Below are 12,359 nucleotides of genomic sequence, written 5' to 3' on the forward strand. Positions count from 1 at the left end.
TTTTCTTTTCCGGCCCTTCCTAAGCGCACAAGTTCAGACAGGGAGAATCAGAGAAAGTTCGCTTCAATTGAAAAAAATGTGATGCAGGCTGCATCCTCGCCCTCGCTTGGGCTACCATGGTGCCAGTTCTTAATCCAGGCCAATGATACTTATGAAAGCAAGTGTTGAATACCTTTGCGATGTACTGATCATTGGCAGCGGTGCCGCTGGTTTGTCCCTCGCGTTGCGATTGGCAGACCACGCCAAAGTCCTGGTTCTGAGCAAGGGGCCCATCAGTGAAGGGGCCACTTTCTATGCGCAAGGAGGCATCGCTGCCGTTTTCGACGAAACCGACAGCATCGAATCCCACGTGAGCGACACGCTCAACGCGGGCGCCGGGTTGTGTGATCCGGCAGTGGTGGAGTTCACCGCTCGCCACGCCCGCGAATCCATCCAGTGGCTCATTCAGCAAGGGGTCCCCTTCGATCAGGAGGAGAACGCCGACGGCGAGTCCCAGTACCACCTCACCCGGGAAGGGGGTCACAGCCATCGCCGCATCTTCCACGCGGCGGATGCCACCGGCAAAGCGGTGCAGCTCACCCTGATCGATCAGGTTCGTGCCCACCCCAATATCCAGTTGATGGAGCGCTTCAACGCGGTCGACCTCATCACCACCCGCAAGCTCAACCTGCCGGGCAACAAGGTACTGGGCGCCTACGTCTGGAACCGCAACGCCGAGCAGGTCGAGGTGATCCGTGCCCGTTTCGTGGCACTGGCGACCGGTGGTGCCTCCAAGGTCTACCAGTACACCTCCAACCCGGATGTGAGCTCTGGCGATGGCATCGCCATGGCATGGCGGGCCGGCTGCCGGGTGGCGAACCTCGAGTTCAACCAGTTCCACCCCACCAGCCTGTTTCACCCGGACGACCCCAACTTCCTGCTGACCGAAGCGCTGCGTGGCGAGGGAGCCTATCTGCGCCGCCCGGACGGCAGCCGCTTTATGCCGGAGTTTGACGAGCGGGCCGAGCTGGCGCCGCGGGATATCGTCGCCCGCGCCATCGACCACGAGATGAAGCGGCTCGGGGCGGATTGCATGTATCTGGATATCAGCCACAAACCGGCCGATTTCATCATCAAGCACTTCCCGACCATTTATGAGCGCTGCCTCGCGGTTGGCATCGACATCACCAAGGAGCCGATGCCCATCGTGCCGGCCGCCCACTACACCTGTGGCGGCGTGATGATCGACAACAACGGCCAGACCGATATCCCCGGCCTCTATGCCATCGGCGAAGTGACCTACACCGGTCTGCACGGCGCCAACCGCATGGCCTCCAACTCCCTGCTGGAATGTGTGGTCTATGCCCATCAGGCGGGGGCCGACATTCTGGCCAAGCTGCCGATGAGTGTGGAGCCGCCGCGCCTGCCGGTGTGGGACGAGAGCAAGGTGGAAGACTCCGACGAACTGGTGGTGATCCAGCACAACTGGCACGAGCTGCGGTTGATGATGTGGGACTACGTGGGGATAGTGCGTACCAACAAGCGCCTGGCCCGCGCCAAGCGCCGTATCGACCTGCTCAAGCAGGAGGTGCAGGAGTACTACGCCAACTTCCGTGTCTCCAACAACCTGCTGGAGCTGCGCAACCTGCTGCAGGTGGCCGAGCTTATCGTCAACTGCGCCCTGCAGCGCAAGGAGTCTCGCGGCTTGCACTACAACCTGGATTATCCGGATATGCTGCCGGACTCCAAACCGACTGTGCTGACCCCGGAGCGGGATTAATCCCCCTTCCCGTAAAGCGTTGCAGCAATCAGTGACCCCGCCATGGCGGGGTCACTTGTTTTCAACCGCTTTTCAGCCACAAAAAGAGTACCGTAATCAGCCACATGGCAGCGGCTTATCGCGATAACTCAGCGCCTGGTTATCAGGGAAGCAGGCGTCAACGTCGGGACGGCAGAAAGTGGATGGCTCGCGCCAGCAGGCGGTAATGTTCGGGGGGAAGGGCGTCGGAGAAGAGCCACAGTTGCCGTGGCGACGCCGATTCAGAGCCTTCCGGCTCGGGACAAAGCACCAGCCTGAGCACGCCGGGCAGAATACGGCTTTTCTTGCCGAGCTGATAGCGGCGACCTTGCCACTGTAGCCACTGGCCATCCCAGACAAGCTCGAACGGGAGCTCGACGAGGGAGCGCCAGCTCAACCAGAGCGCCGCCAGCCAGACGGGCAGCAACAGCGCCCACTGCCAACCGGCAATCAGGCCAGCCACCGGCCAGAGCAGCAACAAAAAGAGGGCCACCAGCAAACATTGCTGATGGCGGGAGGGGTGAACCGTCATGATCACCCGCTCCACGGTATTACCCCTGGCGGTCGTGGCGCGCCTGATTGCGCTCCAGGATCATCGGGATCATGGCGGCAAATGCGGGATCGGCAGGGACACCATGACCCATGCACCATTTGAACAGATCCGGATCGTCGCTCGTCAGCAGGCGGATAAAGGTCTGCTGATCGGCTTCGCTCAGGGAGTCGAACTCGTGTTCGAAAAAGGGCATAAAGATCACATCCAGCTCGAGCATACCGCGACGGCAGGCCCACTTCAGGCGGGATTTTTCAACTGGGCTCAACATGGCACTCTCCTTACAAAGACCGGGGGATGGTACCAGCTGGATTTTCCGGCTGACAAACATTAGTTACGTCTTTACCATGCAGCTCACATACTTTCTCTCTGGAATACCATCGTGAGCCTGCAACCACCTGTTTTTCCTGCCGAGCCGACCCGCTTCCCCCTGACCAAGCTGGCCATCACCCGTATCAGCGGCGAGGATCGCGCCAAATATCTGCAAGGTCAGGTCACCTGTGATGTCAACGCCCTGCAACCAGGGCAACAGACCCCGGGCGGCCACTGTGATCCCAAGGGCAAGCTGTGGAGCAATTTCCGCCTGCTCTGCCTCGACGACAGCCTGCTGCTGCTGACCAGCCCTTCAGTGCTGGAACGTCAGTTGCCGGAGCTGAAGAAATTTGCCGTCTTCTCCAAGGTCGAGATCGCCGCCGATGAGCGTCACGCCACTGGGATCGCCGGTGCGGGCAGCGATGAGTGGATCGCTGCGCAATTTGGCCTTCTGCAGAGCGGTCTTATCGACGGCGGCATGGCGGTGAAGATTGAGCAGGATCGCTGGCTGCTGGTGAGCAATCAGCAAGCCGACGCCCTGCCGCAAGGTGACGAATCACTCTGGTGGGGGCTCGAGATCAAGGCGGGCCTGCCACACATGGAAGCTGTGCATCAGGGGGAGTTCATCCCGCAGATGCTCAACCTGCAGGCACTGGACGGCATCAGCTTCAACAAGGGCTGCTACATGGGGCAAGAGACGGTGGCCCGCGCCAAGTATCGCGGCGCCAACAACCGCGCCCTGTTCCTGCTGGCGGGCAGTGCCGGCGAGCCGGTCACCAGCGGCGATACCCTGGAGCTGCAACTGGGTGACAACTGGCGCCGCAGCGGCATGGTGCTCAACGCCTGGCAACAGGCCGGGCAGGTGTGGCTCACTGCCGTGCTACCAAAAGATACCGAGGCTGACGCCCAATTCCGCCTCAAGCAGGACGAAGGCTCCCGCCTCACCCTGCAACCCCTGCCTTACGCCCTGACCGAGTAAGGTCGGCTAGCGAGGCACCCGCGCCAGCAGTGCCTCCTTCAGCCAGCGCCCCGCCTGCCCCAGCGGGCGGGCGCGATGCCACTGCAACTCCAGCGCCAGCGCGTGGCTGGCGATAAAGTCCGGCTCCAGCACCACCACTTCACCCCGCTTCAGCGGTTGATGCAGCAGAAATTCCGGAATGGCGGACCAGCCAAGGCCCCGCTTGACCAGCTCCAGCACCCCGAGATCCCCCTCGACCCACCACACCTGAGCCGAGATGCGAAAACGCTGGCGCTCGCTCCCTTCACGTCGGCCGGTCACCATCAGCTGACGTGCCCCCTGCAGATCGACCTCCCGCAGCGGCTGCTTGCGGGCCAGCGGATGATCCGGTGACACCACCAGCGGCATGGTCACCTCCCCCAGCGAACGGGCGACAATCTCCCGCTGGGGATGCACCTTCTGATAACTGATGCCGAGCTGGGCCCGCCCAGTCACCAACATCTCGGTCACATCCTCCATCAACGGGAAGAGCAGCTCCAGCTCCACGGTCGGGTAACGAGTGGCGAACTCCTCCAGCAGGGTGCCGAGCCAGGGGAGGTGGGAGTCATCATCGATGGCTAGGGTGAGGCGCGTCTCCACCCCGGCCGCCAGCTCCCCGGCAATGGATTGCAACCGTTCACTCTGCGCCAACAGGATCCCCGCCTCCTGCACCATGCGGGCCCCTGCCTCCGTCAGCTGCGGATAGCGGCCGCTGCGGTCAAACAGGGTGAGCGCCAGATCGATCTCCAGATTGGCGATGGCGCTGCTCACCACCGACTGCGCCTTGCCCAGCTTGCGGGCGGCAGCGGAAAACGAGCCGGTTTCGGCGGCCGCCAGCAAGATCCTCAGTTGTTCCAGTGATGGCATCATCTTATAGCCCTCCGGCAAGCTCTCTCATCCATCTATTTTAGCGATGGATACCAACATGAATCTATCGCTAAAGATCTATAGATTAACCAGCAATCCGTGAATAAATCTGATTGAGAGAGTGACTTATGCGTACCCGTAACGATCGCCTGCGCCATGCCATTGGCTTTGAATTCATTGGGCTGCTGATTGCCGCCCCGCTGGCCAGCTGGGTTACCGGGGTCGGGCTCAACCATATGGGCCCGCTGGCACTGTTCTTCTCGGTGCTGGCCACCGTCTGGAACTACATCTACAACATCGGGGTCGACAAGCTGCTGCTCAAATATCAGGGCCATACCCACAAAACCCTGTGGCAACGGGTGCTGCATACCTTCGGCTTTGAGGGCGGTCTGCTGATCGTCGCGCTGCCGGTCATGTCCTGGTGGCTGAGCGTCAGCCTGCTGGAGGCGCTGGTGCTGGATCTGGGCTTCGTCGTCTTCTACCTGATCTATGCCTTCGTCTACAACTGGGGCTATGACAAGGTGTTCCCCATCCCCCGCGAAGTGCCGCACGGCATGCCCCAAGAGGCGCGCTAAGGCACGAATCAGTTGGATTGAAACCGAGAAGTGAAGGTCAACAAGGGAAGGCAACAAAAGAAACGATACGGCCCCACCATGGCAGACATGATGGGGCCGCAACAGGGATCAGCGCTGGCAGGCCGGCTGATTCAGAGGTAAGGATTCAGGCCTGCCCGTCGCTCAGGCCTGGGCCTTGAGTTCTTCGCCGCTCTCGTCAGTTGCAACAGCCTCTTCAGGCTGGGCCTGAGCGGTCTGCAGCGCTTCCAGCTCGCTCTGATAATCGCTCAGGATCTGCTGGGCAACCGCCATATCTCCCTTGTGTTTGCGCTCGAACAGATGGTGCTGCACCACGCCGTTGAGATACTCCACCGTGATGGGCTGCTCCAGGGTGGCCATCAGCTCCTCTTTCTCCAGCTCGGCATTGATTTCATCGGCGGTCGTGCGCAGCAGCCCGGCCAATTGAACCAACATGCGGCGCTCACCTTCGCGCAGCAGGCTCAACATGCGGTTTCTCTGCTGCTCATTCTGTTGGGTCATACATTTCCTTACGTCAATTGGGAACAAGCCCGCTCATTCTGCCCTGTCCCCATGACAGCGTCTATCTCATGCCCCCCACAAATTTTTGGCGCTGGCTCACAAATGGCTACAGATGCTATTTGAAGCGCCTCTGGGGTATAGTAGCCGCTGATTTTCAGGCGCTTTTTTCACCTTCATCCGCAGAAAAGGATGAGACGGCAAGGGCGCCTGCCCGGTTTACCCCAACGAGGTGAAGATCCGCTTTATGACCGACGCCATTGTGGTGCTCTGCACCTGCCCAGATCAAACCAGTGCCGACCTTCTCTGCGAAAAGCTGCTGAACCAGCGGCTGGCCGCCTGCATCAATCAACTGCCGGGCATTACCTCCGTCTATCGTTGGCAAGGCAAGGTGGAGCGCGCCACCGAGATCCAGCTCATCATCAAATCCCGCCAGTCGCGCTTTGCCGAGCTGCAGGCATGTATTCAAGCCAATCACCCCTATGAAGTGCCCGAACTGCTGGCCCTGCCGGTGAGTGCCGGACTACCTGCCTATCTCGACTGGCTCAATGGGGAGACCGCATGACGTTCACCCGCTTGCTCTCTCCCCTGTTGCTGCTCTGTGCCCTGTTGATGACAACAGTGGGCAGCGCCCCAGCCCACGCCAGCGGCGCCGATCTGCTCAGCTCGCTGGGCATTGAAGCCAATGCCAAACCCAAATTTTTGCAGGTCAATGAGGCCTTTCAGATCGAGAGCGAACAGCGTGGCGATCAGCTGCTGCTGACCCTTCACATCGCCGACGATTACTACCTCTATCGCCACAGCCTGCGTTTCAAGGGGAACAACCTCACCTTCAGCGAGCCGACCCTGCCGGAAGGCACCGAGCACGAGGATGACTTCTTCGGCAAAACCCGGGTCTACTACCAGCAGGTGAGCATTGCGGTGCCGCTGAAGGAGGTGGGGGAAAATGCCACCCTGCGGGTGCGCTATCAGGGCTGTACCGACGGCCTCTGCTACCCGCCGACCGACAAGCTGATCGATGTGGCCCCGCTGGTCACGGCAACCACAGCCTCCACTGCTGAAACGGCACAAAGCGTCGCACCGGTTAGCCAGCAGGATCAGCTCGCCGCCGCCCTCGGCAATCAGGGTTTCTGGCTCAGCATCGTCGCCTTCTTCGCGCTGGGGCTGGGGCTCGCCTTCACCCCCTGCGTCTTCCCCATGTACCCAATCCTGACAGGCATCATCGCCGGTGCCGGCCATCGCCTCTCCACCGGTCGCGCCTTCCTGCTCTCCTTTGTCTATGTGCAGGGGATGGCGGTCACCTACACCCTGCTGGGGCTGGTAGTGGCCTCGGCAGGTCTGAAATTCCAGGCGGCGCTGCAACACCCCTATGTGCTGATCGCCCTCTCGGCGATGTTCGTGCTGCTGGCCCTCTCCATGTTCGGCCTATATACACTGCAACTGCCGAGCAGTTTGCAAACCCGTCTCTCCGGTCTCTCCAACCGCCAGCAGGGCGGCTCGGTAGTCGGGGTCGCCATCATGGGGATGATCTCCGGGCTGGTCTGCTCCCCCTGCACCACGGCGCCGCTCTCGGGGGCGCTGATCTACGTGGCCCAGAGCGGCGATCTCTGGCTCGGCGGGGCGGCGCTCTATGCGCTGTCACTGGGGATGGGTCTGCCGCTGCTGCTGCTCGGCACCTCGGGTGGCAAGCTGCTGCCCAAAGCGGGCGCCTGGATGGATGTGATCAAGCAGCTGTTTGGTTTTGCCCTGCTGGCGGTGCCCATCCTGCTGCTGTCACGGCTCTGGAGCGATCAAGTTACTACCCTCGCCTGGCTCGGCTGGGGGCTGCTGCTGTGCGGTTATCTCTATCACCACAACCAGCACCAGCCCCACTCGGTGGCCAAAAGCGTGCGCGGCTTCGTGCTGTTGCTGGCGATGATCAGCGCCGTGGTAGTGGGCAAGGATCTGCTGCAACCGGCCCCCCCTGCAGTCATCACGGCGGATGCCAGTCAAACGGCACCGCAGTTTATCCGCATCAAGACGCTGGATGATCTCAAGGTGCAGCTGGCAGCCGCCCGCGGCAAACCGGTGCTGCTCGACCTCTACGCCGACTGGTGCGTCGCCTGCAAGGAGTTCGAACACAAGACCTTCAGCGACCCGGCTGTGCGGGAGCGCTTCGGCCAGATGGTGCTGCTGCAGGCGGATGTTACCGCCAACGACGATGCCGATGTCGAGCTGCTCAACGGCCTCAATGTGCTGGGACTGCCGACCCTCATCTTCTTCGACCGCGAGGGCAAGGAGCTGACAGGCCAGCGGGTCACCGGTTTTATGGGGCCTATCCCCTTTGCCAAACATCTCGAGATGGTAAGTGATGCACACTGAGTTGCGTCGGCTGCAGACAAGCGATGCACCTGCCTTGCAGCGGCTGTTCGAGCAGGCCCCCTCCTATCAGGCGGCGGTGAGCAATGACCCTCTCTCTGCACAGGCAGGAGAAGAGGAACTTGTCGCCTGCCCATCCGGCCAGCCTCTCTCCGACAAACATCTCATCGGCCGCTGGGAGCAGGGAGAACTCACCGCTGTCATTGATCTGCTGCGCGGCTACCCCAATCCAGACACCGCCTATCTGGGTCTGTTACTGGTGGGGGAACCCTGGCAAGGGAGTGGCCGTGGTCAGTCGCTCTATCTTCACGCCTGCACGCTGGCAAGCTCATAGGGGGCTACCCGGCTTCGCCTGTCAGTGATTGCCAGCAATGAGAGTGCTCTATCCTTCTGGCTGCGCAGAGGGTTCACCGAGTGCTATCGCCGCGAGCTGGCTGGTTATCGGGCCGAGGCCATCGTGCTGGAACGTTCACTGGAACCGTGAGCCGAGGTTTGCCGCCGCGCATTCGCGTGGCACAATCGCCCCTCTCGTTTTGCACTTGTCCGGAGTTTTGATGAAAAAGTGGTTCATCCCCCTGCTAGCCCTCTGGCTTTATGGCTGCAGTGCAGGGCCCGGTGAAGAGGATATCCGCCAGCAGGTCACCGCCAAGCTGCTGGCCGAGACAGACGCCAACCTGTTCGATATCAGCGACTTCACCATCCTCGGCAAGGAGGAGCGGATGGAGGGGGTCTATCTGGTCAAGGTGAGTTACCAGCTCCACTTCAAGCAGGGGCTCGATCAGTTGCAGGTGTTGCACGACGAGGACCTGGTCTACGACCGGGTTGGCCCCTTCCAGCAGGAGATGGGGCTGATGGAGCTCGAGCGCAAATATGGCGAGTTCGAGGCGGGCCAGGTGCTGCCACAAGAGGCCGAGGTGTGGATGATGAAGGACGAACAGGGGTGGCGACTGGCGGAACCGGCCCAATAAAGGGCTGCCCGCCCCTTACGCACTGCAACTACGGGACTGTTGTTGCCAACCAGCTCAAACCTGGGTATCGACCCGATACCCTTTTCGCTCGGCAGGTTCGCTCGGCAACTTGCTGGCCAACCCTGACAGCACCTCCTTGAGGGTGACCCCGCTCTCTACCGCACCACTGCTCTCCAGCAGCTTGGTCAGCTGGTTCTGCAAGGGGTTGACCGCTTCACGCTCGGCTCCTTGCTCGCTCTCTTTTCCCTGTCCGCCCTGCTGATCCAGCGTCTCCAGCAGGCGCTCCAGATCCCGCTTGAGCGGGTTTTCGCTGCTGTCGGCGATGGCGAGTTTGCGCTGTTCCTGCTCTTGCCGCTGTTGTTGCTGCAATGCCAACTGTTGCTCCTGCTGCTGTTGCAGGGAGCCCATCATGGTGTTGATGAACGCTTCCAGCGAATCCCTAATTGAAACAGTGCCACCACCACTGCTCTCCCCTTGCGGTGACAGTCCCAGTTCGTCCAGCACAGCACCAAGGTCGCGCACCATCCGGCTGTCGCCGCCCGTTGATGGCGAGGTCACAGTCCGCTCCTGTGCCTGCACAGCGGGAGAACCCTGCCGTTGCGCCAGCGGGCTGAGCCCGCCTGACGCGACCACATTTATCTCCATCTTGGTCCTCCCCCCCCGTATCCAGCCCTTTCTCGGCAAATATTCGGCAATCTGTCAAATCCTTGCCCCTTGGCAGATAACCGCTCTCACACCTAAAAGATAGCGCCAACGGGACGAGATTGGCGCGAATGCATCTTTTGGTCTATAGGGCGGAACGATAGTGCCAACCCGCTATAAACAAGGGGTTGGCAAAAAGGGCCACGTTCAGCCAGCACTGCGCAGGCTGACAATGGGGGTCAGAAGATATCCTTCATCCGGTGCCACAGCATACCCAAAGCCAGCAGCGGGGAGCGCAGCGCCGGGCCGCCGGGGAAGGTGATATGGGGCACGCTGGCAAAGAGATCGAAACCCCGGCTCTCGCCGCGGATCGCCTCGGCCACCAGCTTGCCCGCCATATGGGTGGCGTTGAGACCGTGGCCCGAGTAGGCCTGGGCATAGAGTACATTGGGATGCTCTTTTAGGCGGCCAATCTGCGGCAGCCGGTTGGCGCCAATCCCGATCATGCCGCCCCACTGGAACTCGATGGCGGTGCCAGCCAGCTCAGGGAAGACCCGCAGCAGCTTGGGCAGCATGAACGCCTTGATGTCGTGGGGATCCCGCCCCGAATAGTTGCAAGCGCCGCCAAACAGCAGGCGGCCGTCGGCGGAGAGGCGGTAATAGTCGAGCGCCACATTCTGATCGCACACCGCCATGTTTTGCGGCAGCAGGCGCTGGCGCAAGCGGCGATCCAGCACTTCGGTGGCGAGGATATAGGAGCCGGCCGGCAGTACCCGTCCCCCCAGCTCCGGATTGAGGTCGTTGAGGTAGGCGTTGCAGCCGATCACCAGATAGTCGGCAGTGACCCGGCCGTGGGCGGTGGTCACTTCAACCTGCTTGCCGTAGTCGATATGGGTCACTCTGGAGTGTTCAAACAGGGAGACCCCGAGGCTGGCGGCGGCGCGCGCCTCGCCCAGCGCCAGATTGAGGGGATGCAGGTGGCCGGAGCCCATGTCGATGAGGCCGCCGATATAGCGATCCGACCCCACCACTGTATGGATATCTTCACGCGGGACCAGCTTGAGTTCGTGCTCATAGCCGAGGCTCGCCAGATGCGCGAGATCCTCTTCGAAACCGGCCAGATGGCGCTGACGGGTCGCGAGGTCGCAGTAGCCCCAGGTAAGATCGCAGTCGATATTGAAGCGCTCGACCCGCTCGCGCACCAGCTGCACCGCCTCCAGCCCCATCAAATCGAGCTCGCGCACTCCTTGCTCGCCAATCCAGCGGGCAAACTGGCTGGTATCGTGGCCGATACCGCGAATAAGCTGACCGCCGTTGCGCCCGGAGGCGCCCCAGCCGATACGGTTGGCCTCCAGCAAGGCGACCTTGTAACCGGCATCAGCCAGATTGATGGCGGTATTGAGACCGGTAAAACCGCCGCCGATGATGCAGACGTCAGCCTTGTGCTCCCCCTCCAGCTCAGGCCACTGTTGCGAGTCGTTGCGGGTGGCCGCGTAGTAGGAGGCGACGTGCTCCTGATATCCGTTATGCTTTCCTGCCTGCATACTCAGCATCCTGCCTTGGTTGCAAATTGTTTAATAAAATAAGCAAAGTTGTTTCGATAATACCCAGTTCCCCCTCCACTCACCAACCGGTGCGGATCACAGAAATGCAAAAGGCGCCCCGAAGGGCGCCTTTTCATGCAATCAAGGTGCTGTAACGAATTACAGTACGTCGATGGCGTTCAGGTCGGAGAATGCTTTCTCCAGACGAGCGATCATGGAAGTCTGACCTTCACGCAGCCATACGCGCGGATCGTAGTACTTCTTGTTCGGCTTGTCGGCACCTTCCGGGTTGCCCAGCTGGCCTTGCAGGTAAGCTTCGTTCTTCTTGTAGAAGTTCAGCAGACCTTCCCAGGTTGCCCACTGGGTGTCGGTGTCGATGTTCATCTTCACTACGCCGTAGGAGATGGACTCGCGGATCTCTTCCAGAGTGGAACCTGAACCACCGTGGAATACGAAGTCCAGAGACTTGGCTGGAACGCCAAACTTCTCGGAAACGTACTTCTGGGAAGCGTCCAGGATGGACGGGGTCAGCTTGACGTTACCCGGCTTGTATACACCGTGTACGTTGCCGAAGGAGGCAGCGATGGTGAAACGCGGACTGATCTTGGACAGACGCTCGTAAGCGTAAGCAACATCTTCCGGCTGGGTGTACAGAGCGGACTGATCCATGTGGCTGTTGTCGACGCCGTCTTCTTCGCCACCGGTGCAACCCAGTTCCAGCTCCAGAGTCATGTTCATCTTGGCCATGCGGGTCAGGTACTCGCAGCAGATGTCGATGTTCTCTTCCAAAGACTCTTCGGACAGATCCAGCATGTGGGAGGAGAACAGCGGCTTGCCGGTTTCAGCAAAGTGCTTCTCGCCCGCTTCCAGCAGACCGTCGATCCACGGCAGCAGCTTCTTGGCAGCGTGGTCGGTGTGCAGGATTACCGGCACGCCGTAGGCTTCGGCAACAGCGTGAACGTGCTTGGCACCAGAGATGGCACCCAGGATGGCAGCTTTCTGACCTTCCAGCTTCAGACCCTTACCGGCGGTGAACACGGCACCACCGTTGGAGAACTGAACGATAACCGGCGCTTTAACCTTGGCGGCAGCTTCCAGTACGGCGTTCACGGAGTCGGTACCAACGCAGTTTACGGCCGGCAGAGCAAAGCCGTTCTCTTTAGCGATGGCGAACACTTTCTGAACGTCATCACCAGTGATCACGCCGGGTTTTACGAAGTCGAAAATTTTCTTAGACATGTTTAATCGTCCTG

The 12,359-nt window shown here is 60.7% G+C and carries 13 protein-coding genes and 1 pseudogene; 7 read left to right on the top strand and 7 right to left on the bottom strand.

The features are described from left to right. The first annotated feature begins 151 nt into the window (after nt 1–151). Nucleotides 152–1,759, top strand: coding sequence for an L-aspartate oxidase (nadB, locus tag G5179_RS19195; RefSeq protein ID WP_005354382.1), 1,608 nt, complete (start codon nt 152–154; stop codon nt 1,757–1,759). 157 nt (nt 1,760–1,916) lie between these two features. On the opposite strand, the gene G5179_RS19200 is transcribed toward nadB, so the two are convergent. Next, the gene (locus tag G5179_RS19200; RefSeq protein WP_421258922.1) at nt 1,917–2,309 is read right to left on the bottom strand and encodes a protein YgfX; all 393 of its coding nucleotides are present in this window, start codon (nt 2,307–2,309) and stop codon (nt 1,917–1,919) included. A gap of 19 nt (nt 2,310–2,328) precedes the next feature. Then, entirely contained in the window at nt 2,329–2,598 is a 270-nt protein-coding gene (locus G5179_RS19205) for a succinate dehydrogenase assembly factor 2 (protein WP_113739619.1), read from the bottom strand. A gap of 111 nt (nt 2,599–2,709) precedes the next feature. Between G5179_RS19205 and ygfZ the strand changes: the two genes are divergently transcribed. Beyond that, a complete protein-coding gene (ygfZ, locus tag G5179_RS19210; protein WP_421258923.1) occupies nt 2,710–3,618 on the top strand; it encodes a tRNA-modifying protein YgfZ in 909 nt (302 codons plus the stop codon). A gap of 6 nt (nt 3,619–3,624) precedes the next feature. Here the strand turns inward: ygfZ and G5179_RS19215 are convergent, their stop codons facing one another. Beyond that, a complete protein-coding gene (locus G5179_RS19215; protein ID WP_167571162.1) occupies nt 3,625–4,506 on the bottom strand; it encodes a LysR family transcriptional regulator in 882 nt (293 codons plus the stop codon). 125 nt (nt 4,507–4,631) lie between these two features. Between G5179_RS19215 and G5179_RS19220 the strand changes: the two genes are divergently transcribed. Continuing rightward, entirely contained in the window at nt 4,632–5,078 is a 447-nt protein-coding gene (locus G5179_RS19220; protein ID WP_047436069.1) for a PACE efflux transporter, read from the top strand. A gap of 162 nt (nt 5,079–5,240) precedes the next feature. Here G5179_RS19220 and G5179_RS19225 read toward each other — a convergent pair whose 3' ends face one another. Next, nucleotides 5,241–5,597: a hypothetical protein gene (locus G5179_RS19225; protein ID WP_005354392.1), complete on the bottom strand. Its 357-nt coding sequence runs from the start codon at nt 5,595–5,597 to the stop codon at nt 5,241–5,243. A 244-nt stretch (nt 5,598–5,841) separates the two neighbouring features. Between G5179_RS19225 and cutA the strand changes: the two genes are divergently transcribed. From cutA to G5179_RS19245, 4 genes and pseudogenes are all read left to right on the top strand, one after another. Beyond that, entirely contained in the window at nt 5,842–6,159 is a 318-nt protein-coding gene (gene cutA / locus G5179_RS19230; RefSeq protein ID WP_204480078.1) for a divalent-cation tolerance protein CutA, read from the top strand. Beyond that, nucleotides 6,156–7,955: a protein-disulfide reductase DsbD gene (locus G5179_RS19235; protein WP_421258924.1), complete on the top strand. Its 1,800-nt coding sequence runs from the start codon at nt 6,156–6,158 to the stop codon at nt 7,953–7,955. Before cutA ends, G5179_RS19235 begins: the two co-directional genes overlap by 4 nt. Next, a pseudogene (locus G5179_RS19240) lies at nt 7,945–8,436 on the top strand (GNAT family N-acetyltransferase). Before G5179_RS19235 ends, G5179_RS19240 begins: the two are co-directional and overlap by 11 nt. Nucleotides 8,437–8,506: 70 nt before the next feature. Continuing rightward, a complete protein-coding gene (locus G5179_RS19245; protein ID WP_042080037.1) occupies nt 8,507–8,920 on the top strand; it encodes a hypothetical protein in 414 nt (137 codons plus the stop codon). 54 nt (nt 8,921–8,974) lie between these two features. Here the strand turns inward: G5179_RS19245 and G5179_RS19250 are convergent, their stop codons facing one another. From G5179_RS19250 to fbaA, 3 genes are all read right to left on the bottom strand, one after another. Then, a complete protein-coding gene (locus G5179_RS19250; RefSeq protein WP_421258925.1) occupies nt 8,975–9,565 on the bottom strand; it encodes a hypothetical protein in 591 nt (196 codons plus the stop codon). A 236-nt stretch (nt 9,566–9,801) separates the two neighbouring features. Then, nucleotides 9,802–11,106: an NAD(P)/FAD-dependent oxidoreductase gene (locus G5179_RS19255; protein ID WP_421258926.1), complete on the bottom strand. Its 1,305-nt coding sequence runs from the start codon at nt 11,104–11,106 to the stop codon at nt 9,802–9,804. 159 nt (nt 11,107–11,265) lie between these two features. Next, nucleotides 11,266–12,345: a class II fructose-bisphosphate aldolase gene (gene fbaA / locus G5179_RS19260; protein ID WP_005340963.1), complete on the bottom strand. Its 1,080-nt coding sequence runs from the start codon at nt 12,343–12,345 to the stop codon at nt 11,266–11,268. Nucleotides 12,346–12,359: the final 14 nt, after the last annotated feature.

It is taken from the genome of Aeromonas sp. 600886, from assembly GCF_049174935.1.
Lineage (GTDB): Bacteria > Pseudomonadota > Gammaproteobacteria > Enterobacterales > Aeromonadaceae > Aeromonas > Aeromonas veronii_A.

Bases quoted from the DNA above. Each gene is read 5' to 3' on its own strand.
- nadB (WP_005354382.1), top strand. From the start codon at position 152: ATGAAAGCAAGTGTTGAATACCTTTGCGATGTACTGATCATTGGCAGC.
- G5179_RS19200 (WP_421258922.1), bottom strand. From the start codon at position 2,309: ATGACGGTTCACCCCTCCCGCCATCAGCAATGTTTGCTGGTGGCCCTC.
- G5179_RS19205 (WP_113739619.1), bottom strand. From the start codon at position 2,598: ATGTTGAGCCCAGTTGAAAAATCCCGCCTGAAGTGGGCCTGCCGTCGC.
- G5179_RS19215 (WP_167571162.1), bottom strand. From the start codon at position 4,506: ATGATGCCATCACTGGAACAACTGAGGATCTTGCTGGCGGCCGCCGAA.
- G5179_RS19220 (WP_047436069.1), top strand. From the start codon at position 4,632: ATGCGTACCCGTAACGATCGCCTGCGCCATGCCATTGGCTTTGAATTC.
- G5179_RS19225 (WP_005354392.1), bottom strand. From the start codon at position 5,597: ATGACCCAACAGAATGAGCAGCAGAGAAACCGCATGTTGAGCCTGCTG.
- cutA (WP_204480078.1), top strand. From the start codon at position 5,842: ATGACCGACGCCATTGTGGTGCTCTGCACCTGCCCAGATCAAACCAGT.
- G5179_RS19235 (WP_421258924.1), top strand. From the start codon at position 6,156: ATGACGTTCACCCGCTTGCTCTCTCCCCTGTTGCTGCTCTGTGCCCTG.
- G5179_RS19245 (WP_042080037.1), top strand. From the start codon at position 8,507: ATGAAAAAGTGGTTCATCCCCCTGCTAGCCCTCTGGCTTTATGGCTGC.
- G5179_RS19250 (WP_421258925.1), bottom strand. From the start codon at position 9,565: ATGGAGATAAATGTGGTCGCGTCAGGCGGGCTCAGCCCGCTGGCGCAA.
- G5179_RS19255 (WP_421258926.1), bottom strand. From the start codon at position 11,106: ATGCAGGCAGGAAAGCATAACGGATATCAGGAGCACGTCGCCTCCTAC.
- fbaA (WP_005340963.1), bottom strand. From the start codon at position 12,345: ATGTCTAAGAAAATTTTCGACTTCGTAAAACCCGGCGTGATCACTGGT.